23 protein-coding genes and 1 riboswitch are annotated in these 25,005 nt (G+C 37.1%); of the genes, 14 read left to right on the top strand and 9 right to left on the bottom strand.

The features are described 5' to 3' along the window. Positions 1-94: 94 nt before the first annotated feature. The 3 genes from BBH99_RS15135 to pafA form a co-directional block, all read right to left on the bottom strand. Positions 95-1,165 (bottom strand): hypothetical protein, encoded by a 1,071-nt coding sequence (locus tag BBH99_RS15135; RefSeq protein ID WP_066697502.1) that lies wholly within the window; start codon positions 1,163-1,165, stop codon positions 95-97. Between the two features lie 18 nt (positions 1,166-1,183). Continuing rightward, entirely contained in the window at positions 1,184-3,016 is a 1,833-nt protein-coding gene (locus tag BBH99_RS15130; RefSeq protein WP_066697496.1) for a TonB-dependent receptor plug domain-containing protein, read from the bottom strand. A 32-nt stretch (positions 3,017-3,048) separates the two neighbouring features. After that, positions 3,049-3,225, bottom strand: a riboswitch (cobalamin riboswitch). 149 nt (positions 3,226-3,374) lie between these two features. Next, positions 3,375-5,021 (bottom strand): alkaline phosphatase PafA, encoded by a 1,647-nt coding sequence (gene pafA, locus BBH99_RS15125; RefSeq protein WP_066697493.1) that lies wholly within the window; start codon positions 5,019-5,021, stop codon positions 3,375-3,377. Positions 5,022-5,124: 103 nt separating this feature from the next. On the opposite strand from pafA, the gene BBH99_RS15120 reads away from it, so the two are divergent. Genes BBH99_RS15120 through BBH99_RS15110 form a run of 3 tightly spaced genes read left to right on the top strand, consistent with a single transcriptional unit; the run spans position 5,125 to position 6,865 of the window. Further along, complete coding sequence (locus BBH99_RS15120; RefSeq protein ID WP_066697490.1) at positions 5,125-5,904, top strand: hypothetical protein; 780 nt, start codon at positions 5,125-5,127, stop codon at positions 5,902-5,904. Between the two features lie 23 nt (positions 5,905-5,927). Next, a complete protein-coding gene (locus BBH99_RS15115) occupies positions 5,928-6,320 on the top strand; it encodes a VOC family protein (RefSeq protein ID WP_066697487.1) in 393 nt (130 codons plus the stop codon). 8 nt (positions 6,321-6,328) lie between these two features. After that, positions 6,329-6,865, top strand: coding sequence for a GNAT family N-acetyltransferase (locus BBH99_RS15110; protein WP_066697486.1), 537 nt, complete (start codon positions 6,329-6,331; stop codon positions 6,863-6,865). Positions 6,866-6,941: 76 nt separating this feature from the next. Here the strand turns inward: BBH99_RS15110 and BBH99_RS15105 are convergent, their stop codons facing one another. Next, positions 6,942-8,282, bottom strand: a complete 1,341-nt coding sequence (locus BBH99_RS15105) for a M28 family metallopeptidase (protein WP_066697480.1) — start codon at positions 8,280-8,282, stop codon at positions 6,942-6,944. Positions 8,283-8,408: 126 nt separating this feature from the next. Between BBH99_RS15105 and BBH99_RS15100 the strand changes: the two genes are divergently transcribed. The 5 genes from BBH99_RS15100 to BBH99_RS15080 all read left to right on the top strand — a co-directional run bounded on the left by BBH99_RS15100 (position 8,409) and on the right by BBH99_RS15080 (position 11,208). Beyond that, a complete protein-coding gene (locus BBH99_RS15100; protein WP_066697478.1) occupies positions 8,409-8,954 on the top strand; it encodes a hypothetical protein in 546 nt (181 codons plus the stop codon). Between the two features lie 9 nt (positions 8,955-8,963). Continuing rightward, on the top strand, positions 8,964-9,536 hold the full coding sequence (locus tag BBH99_RS15095; protein WP_066697476.1) for a Crp/Fnr family transcriptional regulator: 573 nt from the start codon (positions 8,964-8,966) through the stop codon (positions 9,534-9,536). A 46-nt stretch (positions 9,537-9,582) separates the two neighbouring features. Continuing rightward, positions 9,583-10,134 (top strand): putative glycolipid-binding domain-containing protein, encoded by a 552-nt coding sequence (locus BBH99_RS15090; RefSeq protein WP_066697472.1) that lies wholly within the window; start codon positions 9,583-9,585, stop codon positions 10,132-10,134. Positions 10,135-10,206: 72 nt separating this feature from the next. After that, positions 10,207-10,470: a hypothetical protein gene (locus BBH99_RS15085; RefSeq protein ID WP_066697470.1), complete on the top strand. Its 264-nt coding sequence runs from the start codon at positions 10,207-10,209 to the stop codon at positions 10,468-10,470. A gap of 6 nt (positions 10,471-10,476) precedes the next feature. Then, entirely contained in the window at positions 10,477-11,208 is a 732-nt protein-coding gene (locus BBH99_RS15080) for a YwqG family protein (protein ID WP_185111093.1), read from the top strand. A 187-nt stretch (positions 11,209-11,395) separates the two neighbouring features. Here BBH99_RS15080 and BBH99_RS15075 read toward each other — a convergent pair whose 3' ends face one another. From BBH99_RS15075 to BBH99_RS15065, 3 genes are all read right to left on the bottom strand, one after another. Next, on the bottom strand, positions 11,396-12,322 hold the full coding sequence (locus tag BBH99_RS15075; RefSeq protein WP_066697467.1) for a malate dehydrogenase: 927 nt from the start codon (positions 12,320-12,322) through the stop codon (positions 11,396-11,398). A gap of 118 nt (positions 12,323-12,440) precedes the next feature. Continuing rightward, positions 12,441-12,992 (bottom strand): biliverdin-producing heme oxygenase, encoded by a 552-nt coding sequence (locus BBH99_RS15070; RefSeq protein ID WP_066697461.1) that lies wholly within the window; start codon positions 12,990-12,992, stop codon positions 12,441-12,443. A gap of 19 nt (positions 12,993-13,011) precedes the next feature. Continuing rightward, positions 13,012-15,234 (bottom strand): ATP-binding protein, encoded by a 2,223-nt coding sequence (locus BBH99_RS15065; protein ID WP_228390820.1) that lies wholly within the window; start codon positions 15,232-15,234, stop codon positions 13,012-13,014. Positions 15,235-15,582: 348 nt separating this feature from the next. On the opposite strand from BBH99_RS15065, the gene BBH99_RS15060 reads away from it, so the two are divergent. From BBH99_RS15060 to BBH99_RS15035, 6 genes are all read left to right on the top strand, one after another. Next, entirely contained in the window at positions 15,583-16,632 is a 1,050-nt protein-coding gene (locus BBH99_RS15060) for a linear amide C-N hydrolase (RefSeq protein ID WP_066697447.1), read from the top strand. A gap of 245 nt (positions 16,633-16,877) precedes the next feature. Next, on the top strand, positions 16,878-18,044 hold the full coding sequence (locus BBH99_RS15055; RefSeq protein ID WP_066697445.1) for a porin: 1,167 nt from the start codon (positions 16,878-16,880) through the stop codon (positions 18,042-18,044). 17 nt (positions 18,045-18,061) lie between these two features. Then, on the top strand, positions 18,062-19,492 hold the full coding sequence (locus BBH99_RS15050; protein ID WP_066697442.1) for an anion permease: 1,431 nt from the start codon (positions 18,062-18,064) through the stop codon (positions 19,490-19,492). A gap of 16 nt (positions 19,493-19,508) precedes the next feature. Next, complete coding sequence (locus tag BBH99_RS15045) at positions 19,509-20,165, top strand: succinate dehydrogenase cytochrome b subunit (protein ID WP_066697435.1); 657 nt, start codon at positions 19,509-19,511, stop codon at positions 20,163-20,165. A gap of 12 nt (positions 20,166-20,177) precedes the next feature. Then, entirely contained in the window at positions 20,178-22,094 is a 1,917-nt protein-coding gene (locus BBH99_RS15040) for a fumarate reductase/succinate dehydrogenase flavoprotein subunit (RefSeq protein ID WP_066697431.1), read from the top strand. 12 nt (positions 22,095-22,106) lie between these two features. Beyond that, positions 22,107-22,862, top strand: a complete 756-nt coding sequence (locus tag BBH99_RS15035) for a succinate dehydrogenase/fumarate reductase iron-sulfur subunit (RefSeq protein WP_066697428.1) — start codon at positions 22,107-22,109, stop codon at positions 22,860-22,862. 254 nt (positions 22,863-23,116) lie between these two features. Here BBH99_RS15035 and BBH99_RS15030 read toward each other — a convergent pair whose 3' ends face one another. Both BBH99_RS15030 and BBH99_RS22505 read right to left on the bottom strand, forming a co-directional pair. Then, positions 23,117-23,887, bottom strand: coding sequence for a cyclase family protein (locus tag BBH99_RS15030; protein ID WP_066697425.1), 771 nt, complete (start codon positions 23,885-23,887; stop codon positions 23,117-23,119). 209 nt (positions 23,888-24,096) lie between these two features. Then, the coding region (locus BBH99_RS22505; RefSeq protein ID WP_083188847.1) for a hypothetical protein at positions 24,097-25,005 on the bottom strand (909 nt) is incomplete at its 5' end.

Raw genomic sequence — 25,005 nt, 5'->3', positions numbered from 1 at the left:
TAACAAAGCCGGACGGATTCTAAGAACCCGCCCGGAAAAAAACACAAATGATGAAAAAATAAAAAATTATTTTATATACGCCGAAGCGTAATTTTTAGTTTTTGTAGAACCCGTTTGTTCCAACACCTGCTGTAAAAGTCTTCAATAGAGTTCCATCCAATGCATTGTAAACATTCACCTTACTATCTTCAGTAAAACTTGCGTCTGATGCAAAAATTCTACCATCAATTACATCGAAACCATACACATTACCAGATGCCTTAACAATAGGAACATTAGAAACAAAAGAAGAACCTATAGTCATATTATAGATATTATTAGACCCTGTGATAAAATAAAAATTATTCTTGTCAGCTCTCAACTTCTGAACATCAGCAATACCTGTAAGCGTAGTTGTAGTATAGGTTCCCGCTACTGAATTGATTTTATAAATATATGAATCTGTTGTATCAGAAACTAATACATAAGCAATTCCATTATAAGCAATAAGATCTTTTATAATTCCTTTTGCAGGTAATGTAATTGTCTTAGGATTCACCATCGTAGAAGGGTTTACAACAGAAATTGTATAACCTGTTGCAAATGAGTTATAAGGTGGATTAGTATCATATCCAATACCATCTGTCTGTACAATAATATTACCCTCTGCTTCCACTACTTTTTCGGCATAACGGGGAAATCCTACACTGGCAACAAATACGTTATCTGAAATATTATAAGCATTAAGTTTAGTTCCTCCTGCAAAATTATTATTTGTTACAAAATACTTATTCCCAGAGAAAGCAATATATCTTGGCCCATCAAGCTTCTCTGTTACTGTAGTCTGCTTTTTGAATGTGTATCTATTTACAATATCAATTTTATTAGGAATATTGGCAACAAGATATGCTTTATCTCCACTGAACCCTACACTCTGGAGTACCTTCCCGAAAACTTCACCTCCGTTATTACTGGAATAGATATTTGTATAGACCGTACCCAAATTATTGCTGATAAAAGTAACATCGGAAGTAGGTTTTGTAAACCCACCTTCATTAGAAATAATAATTCCGTTTTCATAATTCACTTGTTTTTCAATTGTTTCAGTATCATTATCACTGCTACAAGAAACATTGAAAAGCATTATAGAAGCAAATGCAAGGGGTAAAATTCTTTTGATATTCATATATATTAAATTTTATTTTTAAAAGTTGATATTTAAATTCACACTGTAATTTCTTCCGGGTAACGGATAAGCAAACATGGTATAATAGGTCTGATTGAAAATATTATTGATTTTAAAGCCCAGTGTATAATTCTTTAAGAATGTAGCTCCAACTCCAGCATTCATCACAAAATATTCTTTCAGAGCCTCACTTTCCTTTTCGTTGGAATCTGTATAGGTAAGTCCTGTAAAAAGCCCCTGAGCATAAACCTTTATAAATTCATACTGGTAACCGATATTTCCGTTAAACTTATGGAATGGTACATACATCAGTTGCTTCTTCTTTTCAAGATCCTGAGAATTGGTATAGGTATATCCTAAACCTACATTCAGAAAATGTTTTCCAAAACGTTTAGTAAATTCTGCCTGAGTTTCTACTCCGTAGGATCTCACATGATCCGTATTTACAGGGCTGGGGTATCCGAAAGGAGTTTGAAGCCATCTTATCATATCTCTGATATCCATATAGTATGGAACCAAAGAGAGTTTAAAATCACCAGTTTTAAATTGGTTTCTCACTTCAAACTGATAAGATGTTTCCGGTTTTAAATTTTCATTTCCGCCTGGTCTCCAATACAGATCATTGAAGGAAGGAGCTCTGAAATTCCTTGAAATACTTAATCCCAGATTATACCAGTGTAAAGCATTCCATTTTCCTGAAAAAGAAAATAAAAGAGGAGATTTGGTTACTCCAACATAATCCTGTCTTATTCCGGCTTCAAGACGTAAATCTGATGTTGGAAAATACCTTACTAATCCGACTACAGAACCCATATTCCGGTGTACTTTATCTATTCCTGATCCATAGCCTTCACCTTTGTTATGTTGATATTCTCCAATGATATTAAAATTCCATTTTGAATTCAAAAAATAATTGAAATCATTTTTCAGAATATAATTTTTTCCAGTCCCGCCACTAAATTTAGGTCTGTCTATATCATTAAAATATTCAAAATTTTCTTCTGTATAGGCTGCTTTAAAGGAATTATTAAACTTTGTTGTATTCCAATCCCAGGAAATCAGACTTCTTACATTTTGAGTCTGGTATTTTGTTTTTGTTTCACTTTCAAAAAGAATCGGAAAATGCTGTTGCCCGTTAAACCATTCAGAAATCCATGAAACCTGATGATTTGGAGCTAATTTGTACGCCGCCGCAACATTAAAATTCGTATTATAATATTCTCCGTTGCGGTTGATATAATTCTTAGGATTTTTATTTACTTCATACTCATTCTCACTGACAGAATAATTTCCTGAAACCTTAAAACTGAATTTATCGTTACTGTAAGAGCCTTTAACAAAATTATTATAGGTATTAAAAGATCCTGCCTCAGAGAACAAAGTTCCATGAAAGCCTTTATTGAAACTAAGGCTATTGTCCATGTGAATACTTCCTCCAATAGCTCCGGAACCATAAGTAACGCTTCCTCCACCTGCTTTTATTCCAATCTGGTCATATCCAAATAAAGCAATATTATTGACGTCACCTTGACCTAAAAAGTTAGAATTGATATTAATCCCATTCCATACAAAGGCTGTCTGCTGAGCCGTAGTTCCTCTAAAAGAAGGGGAAGAAACCGCACCACGTCCGTTTTCTTTAATATAAATTGAAGATTGAAATCTTAGAAGTTCTGAAAGGTTGTTCGAATTCTTTTCAGCATCTTCAGTATGAATGGTTTGTACAGGATGAAACTGTTTCACCTTGTTCATCTGGCTGTCGAAAATATAGATAGTATCAACCGCTTTCTCTTGTCCGAAAAGAAAGCAGCCATAAGATGACAAAAACAGTACTAGAGATCTTTTTATATTCATATCATTCTACTTTTCCTCCGAAAGCAATATGTTTTTTGATTATGATTCTGGCAGGTCTCCTGACTTTCGCTTTCTGTGCCTTCCCGTGATATACAGTGGCTGTGTACAGAAATTTTTATTGCGATTTACAGTTGCGGGGACAGTTTGGGAGTTTCACCCAATTCCCTTTTCATTCCAATATACTGGAAACCAAAATTTTTGCAAAGATAGCTTTTTAAATGTATTAGGCAAAAAATGAATGATATAGCCTGAAACTATTGAATGATAATCAGTAACATATACAATATGTACTTCATAGTAGGTGTAAAATAAAAAAACATTCCGAGTTGGAATGTTTTTTACTTTATGTTGTTTTAGCTTATTTACCCATAACTTCAGTAATCGGATTTCCAACACTTCCACTAGGGAACTGGATTTTCAGTAATGAAGAAACAGTAGGCGCAATATCTGTCATGTGATAAGGCTTATTGCTTTCTCCCTGCTGAACGCCCCAACCCATAAAGATCAATGGAATGTGTGAGTCGTAAGAATTCCATACACTGTGCGTAGTTCCTGTTTTAGAGTATGGCGGAAGCATAGAATCGTGAGAGATTAATTGAATATCACCACTTCTCTGTCTATTGATTCCGTTAATAATTCTTTGTTTAATTGGTTCAGGAATACTTGACTCAGCAACTCTATCTACAGAAACCGCATATAAAACAGTAGGATCTTTTTCCAACTCTTTCACTGCGTAGTTTCTTACATCATCCAATTCAAGTTTGCTGTCTGCCAATACTTTTCTGTCAAAATAGATCTGATAGTTATCAATAGCATTGATTAATTTATCAGCTCCAAATTTATCTTTCAGCTTTTGGTTAAGGTTCTTTTCAGCATCTTCTCCAAAGAAACCTGTCGGAATCTTATGCTCTTTCAGGAATCCTACAGAATGCGCTCCACCGTGGTCAGCAGAAAGGAAAACAGTATATTGCCCTTTTCCAACTTTAGAATCCAGATAATTGAAGAATTGCGCTAAATCCTGATCTAATCTGATGTAAACATCTTCCACCTCAATAGAATTCGGACCGAATTTATGTCCTGCATAATCCGTAGAAGCAAGATTGATGGCTAAAAAGTCTGTAATAGTATCACCACCCAATTTTTCTCCTTCCACAGAAGCTTCAGCTAGTTTTAGCGTCAATGTATTTCCGAAAGGTGTATAACGGATGTTATCTTTTTTAGTCTGATAATCTTTTGCAAGATCATTGTAAGGGAATGTAGGTGTTTTTGCACTTCCCAATAATCCTTCCCAAGGAGAGTTGTCTGGTGCACTTTCTGTATACTGATTGATCGGAAGCAAAGTATTCCAACCGTTAGCTACCAATTTCTCCGGTAAATTCTGAGAATTGAATGATTTTACCCACTGAGGAAGGTCATTCATATACCATGTACTTGTGATGAAGTTCCCGGTACTGTCATCAAACCAGAAAGCTCCGTTCGGTGTGTGCCCTGCAGGAAGAATAGAAGCTCTGTCTTTTAAAGAAACCCCGATTACTTTCCCTTGGAAATTCGTTGCAAGTCTCAATTCATCGGTTACTGTTGTAGACCAAAGGTTTTTCGGAGAGTGGCTTCCTGTTTTGGTATTGGTTGTTCCAACTGGCTGAACGCTGTCATCCGCAGTACAATATACTCCTTTACCTGTTTCTTTATCCGTCCAGTCATTTCCGGCAATTCCGTGAATCGCAGGTACAGACCCTGTGTAGATACAAGTATGTCCCAAAGCGGTAATCGTAGGAACATAAGGAATGTGTACATTATTTAAAGAATATCCTGTATTCAAAAGTCTTTTGAAACCGTCATTTCCATATTTGTTGTAAAAACGGTATAAATAATCCCAACGCATCTGGTCTACTACCAAACCTACGACCAATTTAGGTCTTTCTAATTGAGAATTTTTGTTCTTCTGCGCATTGATTGTAACTACGGACAAGAAAGTAGCTGCCGCAATTGAAATGTTCCTAAGCATCCAAGTAAAATTTTATTGATCACAAATTTAGGGGTTTTGAATGTTTTAGAACGTGAATTTTTATTTAAATTTGATTTTTATTCAATTCTCAACACAATTCATCATGATTTTAGGAGTCTACTGGTACTTTAAATTTCCTGAAAATTTATATCATTTCAAGTTTTTTAAATTTTTTGAAGGATATGGAGGTCATGCTGATAATGCCGCTGAACTGATCGTAAGAATTCAGGTTGACAATATAGAGGATTTTATTATAAAATTGGAAGAGCTGAAAACTCGGTTTAAAAAAGCTTTTTTACATCTTAATATCAATAAAAACCAACTCATCATCAGTATTGGAAGCCATCAGCTTTTTGATTTTGATTTTCAGTTTGCCCTTGAAATAGAAGAATTGCTGGTTCGTGAAAATGCCTTATTATTAGACTCCAGCATTCCATTTAAATCACTTTCTACTAAAACCTATCATATAGAAAGAGATAATTTTGGAAATAATGAACATCGTTTTATACAGATTGTAGGTTCAGAACTCAAAAAGGATAATGCTGAAAATCTTTCCATAAGAATTGACTGTAACTTGCCTTTGACAGATAAAAAATTCTTTGTTAATGATTTAAAATCGATCTGCCGGGAAGAAAATATCAATGTATTTTATTATATAAATCATGATTTCAACAGCCATTGTAATCTGATGCTTTTCTTTACCAATGGTCGTCAAAAGACCCATAGCATCCAAACAGTCAATCTGAACTCATTCGGAGCTAAAGTAAGGCAACTTACTCAAAAATATCAGGTCCATTTTGGTCACCTTGAGGGATTAAAATATTACCCCCAAAATGGTCCTCATGTTGAATTGATCGTAGATGAGGAATATATTTTAAATTAAAAAACACCCTAGATCTAAATAGTATGATTAAGTTTAAATATGTCATTTTATATGTAAAAGATGTAGAATCTGCAATGAATTTTTACCAAAACACTTTCGATGCAGACATCAAATTCATCACTCCTGAAAAAGATTATGGAGAACTTCTCACAGGAGAAACTACTCTTTCTTTCGCTTCTGTTGAATTAGCTGGTTCCAATATTAAAAAAGGCTTTCTTCTTTCAAAAGCTGAAGAAAAACCTTTCGGTATTGAGCTTGGATTTGTGACAGATGACGTAGAAGTTTTGGTGGAAAAAGCAATAAAAAACGGAGCCGTTCTGTATGAAGATATTGCTGTAAAACCCTGGGGACAAAAAACAGCCTATATTAAAGATCCTAATAATTATCTCATAGAAATCTGTACTGAAATTCAATAATATCTTCCGTGGAAATAAAAAAGCTACAACAACTAACTTCCAACCCTAGTCTGAACTGGGGAAATAATGGATATTCTACAGATATTATCTACTCTGTTTCTTCAATAGAATTCGCAGGTTCATTTGAATTTACCCTAAGAGAGAAAAAGCTGTCCTACACTAAAGTTTGGGAAACAGGTTCCGATGATATTGATGAACTTAATACCATCATTAAAAAAGGCACTTCTTTCGGAGCTTTTGCTGATGGTGAACTTCAGGGCTGGATGATCTGTGAACACAGAACCTGGAACAACAGTTTCTATATCGAAAATATTCTTGTGAATGAAAAATACAGAAGGCAGGGACTAGGAATCATGCTGATAAAAAACGCTATCAAAGAAGCCAGAAAATTGAACTGTCGGGTCATTGAGCTTGAAACTCAAAACACGAATTACCCCGCGATACAATTTTATAGAAGAATGGGATTCAATATTACCGGTGTGAATACAAGACTGTATGATAATTCCGAAGAAATTGCTCTTTTTATGACACTGGATGTAGAATAAACCGGTGAATATTTTAGAATGGATGGTTTATTGATCATGAAAGCGGGCAACAGCCCGCTTCTATTGATGATTATATTTATTTTATTTTGGGTAAAACGATCAGGCTTTCATTCCCGGAAGCGTTTACAGCTTGTATGGCAAAGAAATAGTTGTCTTTAGAATAAGGCAGCTTAATTGAGGTTTCTTTAGTAAAGATTTTTTTCTGCCATACAGAGGCATCTGTTTCACGCATTAACACATAATATCCTGTTATGTCTCCCGATTTCGGTTTTTCCCAGGAAAGATCTGTAAAATTGGTAAGCTTAGTGACTTCTATTTTTACATTTTCAGGTTTTGAAGGTGACTTTGCCAGATTGGCCAAGACTGCAATATTTACGCCTACATTCTTTTTAAAATAGTCGAAATCCATAAATTCCGGTAAGTCTCCGTATTGTACTCCATTCTCTTTTCTGATATCCTGATGCTGATGGTTGAAGTTTTCATTAAATTCCGTCAGCCGTACTGCAGAAAAACCTTTTTCTACAAACGGAGTATGATCTCCACCTCTCAAAAAACGGTCGTTCCTGTAGATTAATTTGACCTGTAGATGATCAACATACCGCTCTCCTATTTCTTTGATGTATCTTGCCAGCTGCCTTGGTTCTCCATCATTTTCCAACCCAAATTTTCTTATGTCTTGAGCTTTTTTATCCAACTCATATTGAGGAAGCCCTTCGGAAAAGACTCTCAACTGATGGATATTAATCAAATGAGTATCACTGCTGAGATTATTGGAGATCATATCATTATTCAGCAAGGCTTCCAGTTGCCAGCCTTCATTGACGACTTTCTCAGCAAGCATCTTCGATCCCAACAACCCTTGTTCTTCTCCGGAAAAAGCTACCAATACAATAGTTGCAGGAAATTTAGATTTGCTTAATATTCTTGCAGTTTCAATCAATGCCGCTACACCGCTCCCATCATCATTCGCGCCCGGTGCATTATCTTTACTGTTCATCACATCACTCACTCTCGAATCCAGATGCCCGCTCATCATAAATATTCTTTTATCATTAGGATTTGTTCCATGGATAATCGCAATGGCATTTCCTAAATCGGTAGGACGATCAATTCTTTTGCCATCCGGCTGAATGATTTGATTCTGCAGAAAAACTTCCATTCTTCCGCCTGCATTTTTTGCATAATCACTGAACTTTTTTAACACCCATTTTCTGGCCGCTCCTATTCCCCTTTTAGGATCTGTGGTAGAACTCATGGTATGTCTCGTCCCAAAGCTCACAAGAGAATTGATATGGCTTTTCAGAGAATCCGTGCTTATCTGTGAAACATAATTAATGATTTCAGGATCCTGACGAACCGTTTGCTGGGCAGAAAATACAGCAGGAATAAGGAATAAAGCAAACATTAGTTTTATCATAATAGAGCAATCAATTGATTTTTACAGTTATTCAGAGTAATAAAATTACGAAAAAGAAGGCAACTGCATTAACAATGTCTTTAAATTAAAATTCAGTATTTTCGTAAAAAAATAACCTTATATCAGATGGACACAAAGAAAAATGTTCTGGAAAAAATGTCTGACCGAGAACTTGAACAATATATAAAACCTGACAGCAAATTCGTTCCTGAGGCCATACAATATGCTTTTGAAATTTTACAGTCAAGAGGAAGAACATTTACAAATGAAGAACAGGACCGTATTAATTCTCTGGTTTCCAAAGTTGAACCTAACGATACAATAATACATCCCCATTATACAAAAGCAGCCCATTTTATCTACCTGTCCGGAGCTACAGGAATCGCGGGTTTAATATGGACATCAGAACAGTTAAATTCAGGTTTGGCAATCTTCATTTCAGTGGCAGTCATAGCTTTTGTTTTTGGAATCGGCTATATGATTGGAAAAGGAAATGTAGTGGCCAAATATCTTTTCATCATCCTTTTTGCAATCGGCCTCCTTGGAATGCCTACAATAATAACTCATTTAAGAACTGATCCTATTCTCGCCACCATAAATGTTTTACAACTCATTCTCCAGACATGGGCTGTTGTACTTCTTTTAAAAATTCCCAAAAATATAAAAGGATAAACATTCCCTATGGAAAACCTTCTCATCTATATCCGGTCTCTTACCCCGTTTTCTGATGAAAGCTGGTCTGTACTTCAACCTGCCCTCTCTGAAAAACGATACAAAAAGAATGAACTGATACTGAAGGAAGGTGAAATATGCCAATCTTTATTTTACATTGATAAAGGATATTGCAGATCTTATTATGAAATAGATGGGATAACAAAAAATGTCAATTTTTTCTTTGAGAATGAAATTGCAACCAATATCAGCAGTTTTGGAAGCGGCAAGCCCTCGGAATTCAATATGGCTGCCTGTGAAGAATTACACGTTGTGATTTTTGATAAAGAAAAATTGTTTGCTATTGCACAGCAACACATCGAAATAGAATCATTGGGACGACACTGCATTCGTCAGTTTGCCTCTAAACAGGAAGAGTTTTCCAATCTTTTCAAATTATATTCAGCTCAGGAAAGACTGGAATATCTTGAAAAAAAATATCCTGAAATGTTACAACGGATTCCCCTTATCCAGTTATCATCATTCCTTGGCGTAGCAAGAGAAACTTTAAGCAGGATCAGAAAACGGAGAATTTCCCGGTAAACAGAATTTCTTACTAAAAATACAATCACAATAAACCAAAAACAAAATGAAAACATTGATCTGGCAAGGAATTGCTTTTCAATCTCTGGAATATTTTAGCCTTAAAGAAAGTGATAAAGACATACAGATAACCTCCAAAATTATTGGCTGTTATGAAAAAAAAATATATGTTATAGATTATCAATTAACCATTGATCCTGATTGGAATATTCAGGAATTTACGATTGATTCTGAGGTCAATACCATTAAAAACACACTCAAGGGTAAGAAATACCAGGATGAATGGAAAATCAACAATGTGATTAACCCGGATTTTAAAGGCTTTAACTTCATTGATATATCTTTAACCCCTTTCACCAATACTTTACCCATTAACAATCTGAAACTGGCTGAAAATGACGCCCAGGAAATTAAAGTTATTTATATTGATGTTCTGAATAATCTTGTAAAACCGGTCACTCAGCAATACACAAGAATTGCTCCTCATACTTATCATTATGATAATCTGCAAACTGATTTTAAATCGGATATTGTGGTGGACGAGCATGGTTTAGTGGTAAATTATCCTAAATTATTTGACAAAATAGCTGAAATTTAAAAGGAGACCCATTCAACATTAATTCATTATCCTCATTCAATTTTTTATCTTTGAATAATATCAACAATTACTATGACTATTGCTGAAATAAAAGAAGCAGCTCTTACTTGTGGAGTTCTCAACCAACAAGAGCTAAGTAAGAAAATAAGAGCATTAAAGGACAGTGGTGTTTCCTATCTGGGATGTTTTGCTTTTACCCAGCATAATCAGCAAATTTCCACTTTAGAAGCCAAAAATCTCACCTTGAAGCTTGATGCTTTTACAGATGAAGAAAAAGCAGAATTCAATGGATATTACAATTTAATGATGGAAGATTTTAAAGAAGAAAAAAGCTAATACCTTATGATAAAAACAGATCACAGGATTCAGGAAATCAAAGATAAAATAGAAAAGCCTGCCACAGAATTCTTCACTGGTGGCTTCAGACCTCTGAATGTTTTGGAAGAATCGTGGATTGGACGCGTATTTGCCTATGCTGAAGATGAAGAGATTCCTCTGGATAAAAATGGAGATCCAATGATCCCGCTTATTCAGTTTTACCTTCCCAACCAACCTTTTGTTCCGGAACTGATAAAGAATAAAAAATTAATTACCGTATTTATTTCTCAATATTTTCCGGAAACCTTTGAAAAAATGGGTGATCATTGGGTTATCCGGGAATATGATGATTTGGAAAATATAGTCATCAAGGATTTACAAAGTCCGGTTTCTTATTTAAAACCATTTCCACTACGCTCCGAATTATATCCTAAAGATGCCCCAGTATGGGATGGTGGCGGAATTGAGGATATAGACTACCGTTTAATCTCTGACATTGTGAAACTTGAAAGAGAAGGGCTTTTCAGGAGTTATTATGATATCATTAAGCACAGTTACAGAACTAAATTGGGTGGCTATCCTTCATTTTGCCAGCCTGGTATCGGGTTTAAGGATGGTTTTGGAGAGGGCTTCGAATTTGTTTTTCAGATTTCCTCAGACGATAAGGCTAACCTGAATGTGATTCATAGTGGCAGCCTTATGTTTGCAAAGAATAAGGAGACTGGGGAATGGAGTTTGTATTATGATTTTTATTGAAAAACTCTCAGTTGATTGTAAGAGGTAAGATTTTAAAGATATCAATAAGTTTCGGCGAGGCCAAAGGCCTCGCCGAAACTTATTGATTCTCGCAAGAGCCAAAAATTCGTAAGAATATAATCAAATCTTTGGTAAACAAAAATCCGCGCCCTTTCGGGCGCGGATTTCCTATATAAAATTCAGTAAATTAGAATTTAAGATCTCCATTCACTTCTCTTACTGCATTAGCAGCTTCAGCGAATTTCAATTGCTCTTCAGCAGTCAATGTTACGTTTACAATTGATTCTACTCCGTTTGCTCCGATGATAGCAGGAACACCTAGGCAGATATCGTTTTGACCATATTCTCCTTCAAGCATTAATGAACAAGGAATCATTTTCTTCTGGTCACAAGCAATAGCCTGAACCATTACAGAAACTGCTGCACCTGGCGCATACCAAGCAGAAGTTCCTAATAATTTAGTAAGAGTAGCTCCTCCTACTTTAGTTTCTTCAATAACATATTTTTGTTGATCATCATTCAAGAATTCAGTTACAGGAACTCCATTTCTTGTAGCTTTGCTCAATAATGGAAGCATACCTGTATCACTGTGAGCAGCGATTACCATACCGTCAACATCAGAAATTGGAGCTTCTAATGCTTCAGCCAATCTGTATTTAAATCTTGCAGAGTCTAACGCACCACCCATTCCGATGATCTTGTGCTTAGGAAGACCTGAAGTCTTGTGTACCAAATAAGCCATCGTATCCATTGGGTTAGAAACCACAATAATGATTACTTCCGGAGAATGTTTTACTAAGTTTTCAGTAACTTCTTTCACGATACCAGCGTTGATACCAATTAGCTCTTCTCTTGTCATTCCAGGTTTTCTTGGAATCCCTGAAGTGATTACGGCTACATGAGAACCTGCAGTTTTGCTATAATCTCCTGTTGTTCCGGTAATTTTTGTATCGAATCCGTTAAGCGACGCTGTTTGCATCAAATCCATTGCCTTACCTTCAGCAAACCCTTCTTTAATATCTACCAAAACTACTTCTGAACAGAAGTTCTTCATTGCGATGTATTCTGCACAGCTTGCTCCTACAGCGCCTGCACCTACTACAGTTACTTTCATATTGTTACTTTTTTAATTATTTATTGTTTAGTTACTATTTAAATTTGAAACTTCCCAAATTTAATAAATCCTGAAAAAATGAGCAATTTTTCAGAAATTTTATTAGTATTAAAAGGAATTAGTTGACATTCAGCAAAAAGGTATACAGCTTTTTCGCTCCGGAAAGCACTTCATCATACTTTTCCTCTGTCACTTCAGTATCCAGAACCTCTTTAAAATTCTTCCACATAGGTCCTGTATTTTCCTGATAACATCCGAAGAAATTAAAAGTCACGGTATCAAAACCTTCTGTTTTAGAAAGCTGTTTGGCAATCACATTTCCCCCCAGGGTAGAACCTTCAATCACATACATGGCTCCCAAAGCCTCGTGTTCATTATCAAATTCAAGATCGTGGGATGCGTGTTGGTTTTCCAGAGAAAGGCTTTTAAGATCCTTTTCGATAAGAGAAAGCTTCTTTCTTTCGGCAAGCTGAAGCTTATCAGCATACTTATCAGAAAGGCTGCTGAATATTTTATCTTCACTGTGAAGAAGCATCAGATAATTGGTATGGATGATTTTCTTATAATCCTCTACAGTGAAGGTTTTATTAAAAATCTTTTCAGAATTAAAAAGTTTTTCGGCTGCATCGTGATAGTCTGCGGTGTTTTGTTTAAGATATTCTGATACCATAATTACATTTTAAAGTTTCTCAAATGTAAGGTTTTTTGAACGTTAAAATGAATGAAGTGCCTTCTTTATTGCTCTCATAATCTATATTTCCACCTATTCTTTTCATGATTCGGTGAACAATAGACAATCCCACTCCGTTTCCTTTGAATTTCTTTGCATTATCCATTCGGTTGAAGATCTTAAACATCTTATGCTTTTCTTCTTCAGGAATACCAATTCCGTTGTCTGAGATTCTGTATACAATGGTTTGTCCGTCTTCCGTTCCCTCAATTTCCACTTTAGGCTGATCTTTATGAGACGAATATTTTACGGCATTATTGATGATATTCAGAAACACCTGATGAAGCATGGTTTTATCTGCAAGGACATCCGGACATTCTTTAATGATAATCTCACTTTTCGGGCTTCCGTAAGTGATCTTTGCATTGTCTGCAATCTTTTGAATCGTATTACTGGTTTTCAGGGTTTCAAGCTGTATTTCACTATGCTTGGCACGACTTAACTGTAAAACATCCTGCATCATTTCTGCCATACTGTCGATTTCCTCAATAATGGTATTGATCTTAGTTTTACTCTTCTCAGAACCATCCGTAAGATTTCCCAAAAGCATTTGAGCATTCAGTTTCATAACGGTTAAAGGAGTTCCTAAGTCATGAGAAATAGTGTATGAAAAACTGTCCAGTTCCTCATTTACTTTTTTAAGCTCATCATTAAGCCTTTTGATGGCATTATAATTCTTGTGGGATGTTTCCAGGATAAGATCTCTCACAGCCTGTACAGCACTCACATTTCTTGAATTCCATCTTTTGGAATGGCCTTTAATATTTTCTGTAAAAATGCGGAATGAAGTTCTCGGAGAAATCATTTGTCTGTCTTCTCCGTTTTGAGAGAACACCCCTATTTTCTTTTCCGGATTTCCGGCCCAGTCAATGTGTTCATCAAATTCTTTACGGAACCAGATCAGCATCTCGTTTTTATCTCTTTCAATAAAATAAATGATAATTCCGGCCGCATTTTCAGACAAATCAAGTTCCTCAGCGTGATTTTTAAGAAAGCTTCTGTTCACATAAATTCTGTCACTGGTATTTTCCAGTGCCCAGTTTACAATTCTGCTGATGCAATCGGCTGTTGGAGTTTCTCCTTCAATAATTATATTTTCATCAGAAACAATGGCAAGACCGTCTGCTTCCGGCAACCTCATCATCTCTTTTTTACTTTCCAGCAGAGAATCAAACAGATTATTATGCTTTAAAAATTTCGTTTTAAGCTGAGAAATTCTTTCATTCAGTTCAAGGCGGTAATTCAGTTCATTTTTGGATTTAAAAGAGGAATAGGCATTGGCGGCCAATGCTGTAAAGATCCCTGCCTGTACCCTGTCTTCCAGATCAATATGCTTAGGTTCCACATTCTGACAGGTCACTAAACCCCAGAGATGATTATCAATAATAATGGAAACACTGAAGCTGGAAGAAACTCCTGAGTTTTTAAGGTACTGCCCATGAACGGGAGACATAGCCCTTGATGCGGCAAGGCTCAGATCAATATCTTTAATGGTTTTACTTATAATAGGAACTGTCTCTTCGTAGACATTACTGAAGATTCTTTTTCTTTTTTTAAGATAAAGTTCTCTTGCCTGCTTCGGAATATCAGATTCAGGATAATGAAGACCGAGAAAACTTTCCATTTCCTCATTTTTCTTCTCGGCAATCACTTTTCCGGAGCCGTCCATCATAAACTTATAAACCATGGTACGGTCATAATTTACAACTTTAGAAAGCGTTTCCAGGAGATGATTCCAGAGCTCCTGTTCATCATCAATGACATAAAAGTTATCGTATTTATTGGAAATCCGTTTATCAGGATTAATTAAAACCTCCTCAAATTCCAGGAAAATAGATCCACCGCTTCTGAAAACAGAAAAGTGGTATTCCTTTTCTTCAATAAAGATTTTATCAAAATACGTTTCATTTTCCCGTCTGGTATAACGGTCCAGGGAAGTATAAATATCCGAATCAATAATATTCTGAAAGCTTTCCGGGAAATCCGTAAGCTTATTCCCGAATACTCCTTCCGGGTTTTCGATTTTAAATATATCCGATATATTCCTGCTGAAAAAAGTAATGGAATGGGATCCTGCATCAATGCCAATCAGATAACCAAAACTTTGTATAGAGCCTGGAATATGGATAGGTTCTTCGTGACATTCTACAAAATTCATATCTCTTTTCAGTCTATCTACCAAAGATAACGCTTTTTTTTAACTGTTTTCTTTTCTGTGGTATTTAATTTTCCGGCTCTTTTTATGAGATAACAGGCGGTGAAAACCAACATTTTTTATCATTGAAAAATTATCCATTTTCAACCTGTTTTTATATGATATCTCTAAAATATACGAAAATTTTTCCAACAATGGTGTTTTTAACCATTAAACCATGATTCATAACATGAAATGCAGTTTATCAGCCAAAATAATTATGTTATTTAAACAAATTTAACTAAATTTATATCACCAAATAATGAATACAACCCTAAAACAATTGAATTATTCACAATAATTTCAATACAAATTTTAAATTCAAATAATACTATTATGAAAAAGTTCCCATTAATTTTATTTTCTCTTGTCCTTTCAATAGGATTATGGAATCCGTCAGAAGCTTGTACCCGCGTTGTATACAAAGGTCCGCAAAATACTGTTCTTACAGCCCGCTCTATGGACTGGCGTGATGAGATTCCGGCCAATCTCTGGGTTTTTCCAAAAGGAATAGACCGCAATGGCCAAACAGGTCCTAAATCTGTAAAATGGACCTCTAAATACGGAAGCATCATCAGTTCCAGCTGGGATATTGCTTCTGCTGACGGAATGAATGAAAAAGGATTGGTAGCGAATATGCTATGGTTAGGAGAATCTCAATATCCTAAATTCGATCCTAAAGGAGGAAAAAAGGGACTTACCATCTCATTATGGGCCCAGTATTATCTTGATAACTTTTCCACCGTAAAAGAAGCCGTAGAATTTTCAAGAAAAGAACCTTTTGTGATTGTCAGTGATTATATTCCGGGAACTGAAAGATTTACTACCATTCATCTTTCCATTTCTGATGCTTCAGGAGACAATGCCGTCTTTGAATATATCAATGGGAAACTGGTGATTCATCATGACCCATCATACACAGTGATGACCAACTCTCCTATTTTTGATGAGCAGCTTGCTCTTAATAATTACTGGAAAGGCATACCAGGAACAGTGATGCTTCCCGGAACCAACCGTGCTGCCGATCGTTTTGTGAGAGCCTCTTACTATATTGATGCCATTCCGAAAACGGCCGATACCCGCACTGCTGTAGCCAGCGTATTCAGTGTCATCAGAAACTGTTCTGTACCGTACGGAATTTCTTCACCTACCGAACCTAATATTTCTTCTACAAGATGGCGTTCTGTTTCAGATCAGAAGAATCTGGTGTATTATTTTGAAACTGTTTTTACCCCCAATACATTCTGGGTAGATCTAAAAGATTTTGATCTGAGTGCAAAAGGAAAAGTGATGAAACTGGACCTTAGCAACTACCAGACCTATAACGGTAAATCAAATACCAGTTTCAAAGAGACTCCGTCTTTTAAATTCTTAGGTTTAGAATAAAGATTGAATCTTAAAAAAACACTTAAGGGTTTGTAAATCGTGAATGATGACATTCACGATGAGATATAAGATCATTTCCTTCCTCTGAAGAAACCTGCATCGAAAATGTAACGGAAGGATTTAAGCACTAAAAGTTTTTATCATTTATAAGCACGTTTGTGCATTACCTCAATTTTTCAAGGATAGAGACAGGAACTTTTATGCTTATTTAAAAATTCAAAAAAGCAAAAATTAAATTAATAGATATGGCCTTTTTTTCATTAAAAAAGAGAAGTCTGATCCTGTGTATCCTCATGAGCTGGTTTTCAGCCAATGCACAGATACAGGATTCTCTGCAGACCACACCCAACCCCCAGGAAGAAGACAATGTGAAATATCCTCAGCTACAGATCAAAGGGCTTTTCCAGGCTCGCTATCTTGTAGGAATGAGCAAAGATGTTGATGTCAATGGTCTTCATCATTCTGACGGATCAGGAACCAGCAATAATTTCATGTTAAAATATATGAGGGTTCAGGTAAGAGCACAGATCAGTAAACGTACAGAAGTTGTGGCGTTGGCTAATCTTGCCGATTTTAAAAATGATCCTAAAAGCAGGGTGCTTGAAAATGCTTATCTGAAATATACTTTCAGTCCCAAGTTGGCATTTACAGTAGGGCAGTTCAGACCATGGTTCGGTATTGAAGAGACCTATCCTATCGATATTATCAAATCTCTGGACTGGTCTAATCAGTATTCTGAGTTCGGGAAACTGGGCTGGACAAGCTTCCAGATTGGTCTTTCCGCTACAGGGCAGGTAAAATTAGGAGAAATCCCGCTTCAATATGCTGTGTCTGTAGTGAACGGAAACGGGAAAAACCAAATCAATGATAATGACAACGGAAAACAGTATTCTACCCGATTAGTTTTCGGACTCTCCAAAAAATATAATTTCAATGTGGGTCTGAATGGTGGTATTGGTGAAGTGTTCAGCAAAAAAGTATATGCTGTGGGTATTGACCTCAGCTCACTGGTTCAGTTTGATCCGAAATGGAGTCTTGATATGCAGCTGGAAGCCAAACAGGCTACCAACCACGTTCTGTACAACTCTATCGCTCCTGAAATAAGACCCGATAATCCGGATCAGTACCTGATTCGCGGGGTTTATTTCCTTCCGAACCTGAGATACGAGATCAACCACAAAAACCTGAGTGCTTTTGAATTATCCTGCCGATATGAATATCTGGATACCAACTTCAGAATGGCATCCAATCCAAGGCAGACCATCACCCCAATGGTAGGGCTTGAATTCCTGAAAAACTACGGAGCAAGAATTCAGCTGGGTGTACAGTTTGACCGCTACAAGTATCAGATAGAAAATACAAATCAATACAATAACAACCTGTTCATAGTGCAGGTACAGAGCAGATTTTAAGGATTAAATAGAATATCATGAAAGAAATTAATATTAAAAACGTTGCGATCACATTTGTCGTTGCGTTAATCATCTGGTTCATTCCTGCACCCGAAGGGGTTGCTGAGAATGCTTGGCACCTGTTTGCCATCTTTGCAGCAACCATTTTAGGAATTATTCTGAAGGCTGCGCCAATGGGAACGATGTGTATGATGGCCATAGGATTTACAGCGCTTACACAAGTTGTGGCTCCCGGAGATGCCGGAAAATCAATAACCAAAGCGCTTTCCGGATTTGGAGATAAAGTGATCTGGCTGATTGGGATTTCATTCTTCATTGCCAGAGGGTTTATTAAAACCGGACTTGGGAACCGTATTGCCTTTTTATTCATCAGAGTTTTCGGGAAAAGCTCATTGGGACTGGCTTACGGATTAGGGTTGGCGGACGTTTGTCTGGCTCCGGCAATTCCAAGTAACACTGCAAGAGGTGGAGGAATTATCTATCCGATTATGAAATCTATGGCCATAAGCTTTGATTCCGTTCCTGAAAAACCGGAAACCCATAGAAAACTGGGATCATTTTTAACCTTGAACAGTTATTATATGAACCTCATCGCTTCTTCTATGTTCTTAACCGGAACAGCGAGTAACCCGATGTGTCAGAAATTTGCAGCCAATTTAGGAATTGATATCACATGGATGTCATGGGCAGCAGCAGGTTTTGTACCTGGTTTGGTAGCGTTCTTTGTAGTTCCTTTGGTTTTATACAAATTATACCCGCCTGAATTGAAAAAAACAGGAGATGCTCCGAAAATGGCTGCTCAGAAATTGAAAGAAATGGGACCTATTTCCAGAAATGAATGGTTAATGCTTTTAGCATTCTTCATTCTTTTATTCCTTTGGATCTTTGGAGGAGCCCTTTCTATTGATGCCACCACTACAGCCTTCATCGGATTAACTTTATTGTTATTAACCTCAGTATTAACCTGGGAAGATGTGAAAGGTGAAAAAGGTGCTTGGGATACTATCGTTTGGTTCGCGGTTTTAGTGATGATGGCAAGTTCTTTAAATGAATTAGGTTTCATTGGCTGGTTCAGTAACCTTATTAAGATTCAGATTGGTGGATTGAGCTGGCAAGTAGCCTTCCCGGTTATTATTGTCGTTTATTTCTTCAGTCATTATATTTTCGCCAGTGCTACTGCTCACGTAGCAGCTATGTATGCAGCTCTCTTGGGAGTGGGTGTTTCTTTAGGAATTCCGCCTATGCTTTTAGCAATGATGCTAGGTTTCATGGGGTCTATTTATGGGGTACTTACTCATTACGGACATGGTCCTGCACCGGTATTCTTCGGAAGCGGATATGTAGATCTGAAAGCCTGGTGGCTTCGAGGCCTTGAAATCGGAATTGTACTTTTAATCATCTATATGGTTGTAGGAGGTCTATGGATGAAAGTGTTAGGATATTATTAATTATTAAATCAACTTTATGTTATCAACATTGTCAAGAAAAATGCTAATGTGCCTTACAGGACTCTTTTTGGGATTCTTCCTGTTGATTCACTTCCTCGGAAATCTTCAGCTTTTTCTCCCCCAGGAGCAGGCTCATCTTCAATTCAATGCCTATTCGCATTTTTTATCAGGAAATATCATTATCAAAATAGTTTCTTACGTTTTGTATGCCAGTATCATTCTTCATGCCGTGGATGGATTGGTGATTACCCTGAAAAATAAAAAATCCGGTGGCGGTTACCAGAATGACAGACGTGCAAGAGCCAGTAAATGGGCTTCCAGAAATATGGGTATCCTTGGAACATTAATTTTGATCTTTTTAGTGATTCATTTTCAGAACTTCTGGTATGTTTATAAATTCGGAAATCCACCTTTGGATGAGAATGGAAACAAGGATTTATATATTCTGGTAGTCACTGTATTTAAAGAATGGTGGTATGTAATTATTTATGTGCTTTCCATGATTGCCTTATGTTATCACCTTATTCATGGGCTATACAGCTCTGTAAGAACACTTGGATTATACCATCCGAAGTTCGTAAAATGGGTTAAAATCGCCGGAACGGCCTACTCTATCATAATCAGCTTAGGTTTTGCCCTGATGCCTGTTTATGTATTCTTTACTTACCATTAAAAAGACCTCATCATGATTTTAGATTCAAAAATACCACAAGGTCCATTAGAACAGAAATGGGCATATTATAAAAAGAAAGCCAAGCTTGTCAACCCGGCCAACCGTAAAAAACTTGATGTAATTGTTGTAGGAACAGGTCTTGCAGGAAGTTCTATTGCCGCTTCTTTAGGAGAGATGGGTTATAATGTGAAAGCATTCTGTTTTCAGGACAGTCCGAGACGAGCCCACTCTGTAGCCGCTCAAGGTGGAGTAAATGCTGCTAAAAATTATAAAAATGACGGTGACAGTGTGTACAGAATGTTTGTAGACACCTTAAAAGGAGGAGATTTCAGAGCCCGTGAAGCCAATGTCTACCGAATGGCAGAATGTTCTTTAAACCTTATCGATCAAGCGGTAGCACAAGGCGTTCCCTTTGGCCGTGAATATGGCGGTTACCTTAATAACCGATCTTTCGGGGGAGTTCAGGTGAGCCGTACTTTCTATGCCAGAGGACAAACCGGACAGCAGTTGCTTCTGGGTGCTTACCAGGCTTTAATGAGACAGGTTGGAAAAGGCTCTGTACAGCTGTTTTCAAGACACGAAATGCTTGATCTGGTCACTATTGATGGCAAAGCAAGGGGAATTATCGTCAGAAATTTAGATACCGGAGAGATTGAAAGACATGCCGCCCATGCTGTGATATTGGCAACCGGGGGCTATGGAAAAATTTATTACTTGTCTACATTAGCAATGGGATGTAATGGTTCTGCGATCTGGAGAGCCCATAAAAAAGGAGCATTGATGGCTTCCCCAAGCTGGATTCAGGTGCACCCTACTTCCCTTCCGCAATCCGGAGATTATCAATCCAAATTAACACTGATGTCTGAATCATTACGTAATGACGGAAGGATCTGGGTTCCTGCAAAACAGGACGAAAGCAGAGCTCCCAATGATATTCCTGAAAATGAAAGAGATTACTACCTGGAAAGAAGATATCCGGCATTCGGGAACTTAGCGCCAAGAGATATTTCATCCCGTGCTGCTAAAGAAAGAATTGATGCAGGATTCGGAATCGGACCATTGAAAAATGCAGTGTATCTTGATTTCTCTAAAGCGATTAAAGAACAGGGAAAAGATAAGATCAAAGAAAAATATGGAAACTTATTCGATATGTATCTTAAAATCACCGGATATGATGCTTATAAGGAACCGATGATGATTTCTCCTTCCGCTCACTTCTCCATGGGAGGCCTTTGGGTTGATTATGAGCTGATGACGACCGTTCCTGGGTTATTTGCATTAGGAGAAGCTAATTTTGCAGATCATGGCGCCAACAGATTGGGGGCAAATTCTCTTTTACAGGCTTCTGTTGACGGTTATTTTATTGCACCATATACCATCGCCAATTATTTAGCAGATGAAATTCACACCGGAAAAATTTCTCCGGATGCTCCTGAGTTTGAACAGGCTGAAAATGCCGTTAAAAAACAGATCCAGGATTTAATGAATATCAAAGGAACCAAAACCGTTGACTATTTCCATAAAACATTAGGCAAGCTTCTTTACGATTATTGCGGACTGGCCAGAAATGAAGAAGGACTGAAATATGCCATTCAGGAGATCAGAAAGCTAAAACAGGAGTTTTACAAGGATGTAAGAGTTTCAGGACAGGGTAATACAATGAACGCTGAACTGGAAAAAGCAGGCCGTGTTGCTGATTATTTTGAAATCGGAGAACTGATGTGCTATGACGCTTTAACCCGAAATGAATCCTGTGGGGCCCACTTCAGGGAAGAATACCAAACTCAGGATGGAGAAGCCATGAGAAATGATGCAGAATATCAGTTTATCTCAGCATGGGCCTGGACAGGTGAAAATGGCGAACCTGAACTGATTAAAGAACCATTAATCTTTGAAGAAATACAGCCAACGGTAAGAAGTTACAAATAAAAAACAAAAATTATGGATTTACACCTTAAGATATGGAGACAGAAGGACAGAAAAAGTGAGGGAAAACTGGTCAGCTATGACCTTAAAGGATTAAATTCTCACATGTCTTTCCTTGAAATGCTGGATACTTTAAACGAAAAGCTGATCGTTGAAGGAGATGAGCCTGTAGAATTCGATCACGACTGCCGTGAAGGGATCTGCGGCCAATGTGGAATGATGATTAACGGTATCGCTCACGGCCCTTTAAAAAATACAACGACCTGCCAGCTTCATCTTCGTTCTTTCAAAGATGGGGAAACAATTCTGATAGAACCTTTCCGTGCAGAAGCATTCCCTGTGAAAAAAGATTTGAAGGTAGATCGTTCTGCTTTTGACAGAATTATTTCTTCCGGAGGTTTTGTCTCTGTGAATACCGGTCAGGCTCCCGATGCTACAGCTATTCCGGTGACTCATCAGATTGCCGAGGAAGCTTTTGATTCTGCTGCGTGCATCGGATGTGGTGCCTGTGTAGCCACCTGTAAAAACGGAAGTGCAGCCTTATTCACTTCTGCAAAAATTTCCCATATGGCATTGCTGCCTCAGGGTAAAGAGGAAAGAAGCAAACGTGTTCTGGATATGGTTTGCCAGATGGATGCTGAACTATTCGGACACTGCTCCAATACGGAAGCCTGTGAAGTGGAATGCCCGCAGGGAATTTCCGTTCTGAATATTGCCAGAATGAATTTTGAATACAACCGAGCCTTATTTTTCAATAAAAAGGGCAAATAAACGAAGAACGCTAAAAATGATACTATGTGAAAGAGCGAATTTGTAAATGCAGATTTGCTCTTTCTATTTTTATGAACCTATGGATAATATTGTTTGTATTTGTGGAATTTAATGTAACGCAAAGTATTTAGCACATGATCTCTTATTTTTAAGGAAGCAAAGGATGGAATCAATTTCATTGATTCTTTCTAAGCAAATGTATATCCACTACATTTCCTAAAATATCACCAAGCTTTGCCCATAATCGACTTTTATTAATCTATCATGGCTACTACTCTTGCCGGAGCTGCAGAACCGCCTACAATCTTTAACGGAAATACACAGACTTTGAAACCTGATGGCGGCAATGCCTTAAGGTTGGTAAGCTGTTCTATGTGCAGATATTCTTTTTCTATTCCTACCCGATGGCCTTCCCAGAAATATTCAGGATCATTCAATTCTTTAGCTTTTTTAGCCATAAATTTTAAAGGAAGGTCCCAACCCCACTGATCGATGCCCATTACTTTTACGCCCTGATCGATCAGCCATTCTGTCGCTTCACGGCTCATTCCCGTTCCTTTTTCTACAAAATCAGAAGTTCCCATCAACTTGTCCCGATCAGTCCTGATCAAAACAATATTCCCTTCCTGAATGGTAATTCCGTTTTTATCAAGATCTTTTTTCAGATCTTCTACTGTGATCGCTACAAAATCTTCCTTATGACTGCAATCAATGACAATTCCATTTCCATAGCACCATTCTAAAGGAATCTGATCGATCGTTTTAGCAGGTTTTCCTTCTACCACAGGACCGTAATGCCATGGTGCATCAATATGAGTGGTGGCATGAAGCCCCATATTTTTTATCGTATCATCTGCCCATCCTGTCCAATTTTTAGGAAAAAGTCTAAACGGAAGATTCAATGCCAGACGAATCAGCCAATGGGATTTTTTATGAGGCTTATGTTTAATTTTTACCCGCATAAACCAAGGATCTCCGGCATTGTACTGAATAGGTTTGGATAAATCGATGATGGTTGTTTTCATAGGATTAGCTTTTAGAATAAAGATAATAACGTCAGTTTGGAATAAATATTTCTGGACATGTTAGATGGGAAGATGGGTGATGGAAGATATGAAAGTCATAAAATACAATCATTCATCTTTTGCTTTACTGTAAAATCAATTATATTGTTCACTGTTAGTCAGTATAACAGAAAGTAACTTCCAGCCTCCCTCTTCCAGCTTCCTGCCTTTTAAAATATCTTCGGAATCATAATCTTCTTCGGATCATTTTCATCATACATAATCTCAATAGTCCCTTTTTTAGGTACAGAAGAAAGATTAAGGAGACTTACAATTTTCTTATAGGTAGCGATATGTTCATTTCCCCTAAAGTCTTTGAAGCTTACCTGAAACATGATTTGTGGCTGATCGTTAATGGTAACCCCTGTTTCACTGACACTGAGAATATGGGCTTCTGCATTTCTTCCGGCAAAGAGGATACGTTCTTCATTTTTATTCTTAAAAAACTTCCCTATAATCAGTTGGAAAACCAAAACGTAAATGAGTGTCATAAATCCACTGAAAATAATCGGATGCATAAAAGTGAGAAATCTCCAGCCAAAATCAAAGGATTCCCGCATATAAAAATAAGAATACAGGCCGATGATATAAGCGACCAACAGTACAATAAACACAATTCTTAAAACCATCCCCGATGGATTAAAACCCACTTTCTGATCGTTTAAGATAAAGTAAGGTTCCTCTGAAACATTGGGATTCAGCAATACCTTCACCTGGTTTCCCACATCAAATCTTTTTTCCTGTGGTTTGGAATCATGAAACATCATCTCATGCTCAATCACCGTATTTCTCAAGTTAGGAAATGAAAGAACAATCTGAATAGCATTCATATTGGTTTTCGGAAAATATTTTAAAAGCTGGTAACGCATCACTTTGGCGTCTCTGGGAATACCGTTTCTCAGAATAGAATGAATGGTATTCTTCTGTTTAAAGGTTTTAACAAAAAGAGTGTTGATAAAGAACACCAGGATATATCCCCATATCAACAAAGAAAGACCGAGATATCCATAGCTCACCGCTAATGAATTTCTCGGCCCTGCTGTGGCTTCTTCCCCTGCCATATAAATGAAAATCGGGAA

This window comes from Chryseobacterium contaminans (assembly GCF_001684955.1).
Taxonomy (GTDB): Bacteria; Bacteroidota; Bacteroidia; order Flavobacteriales; family Weeksellaceae; genus Chryseobacterium; species Chryseobacterium contaminans.
Note: the sequence above shows the minus strand (reverse complement) of the source record. Positions and strands in the feature narration are given on the sequence as shown.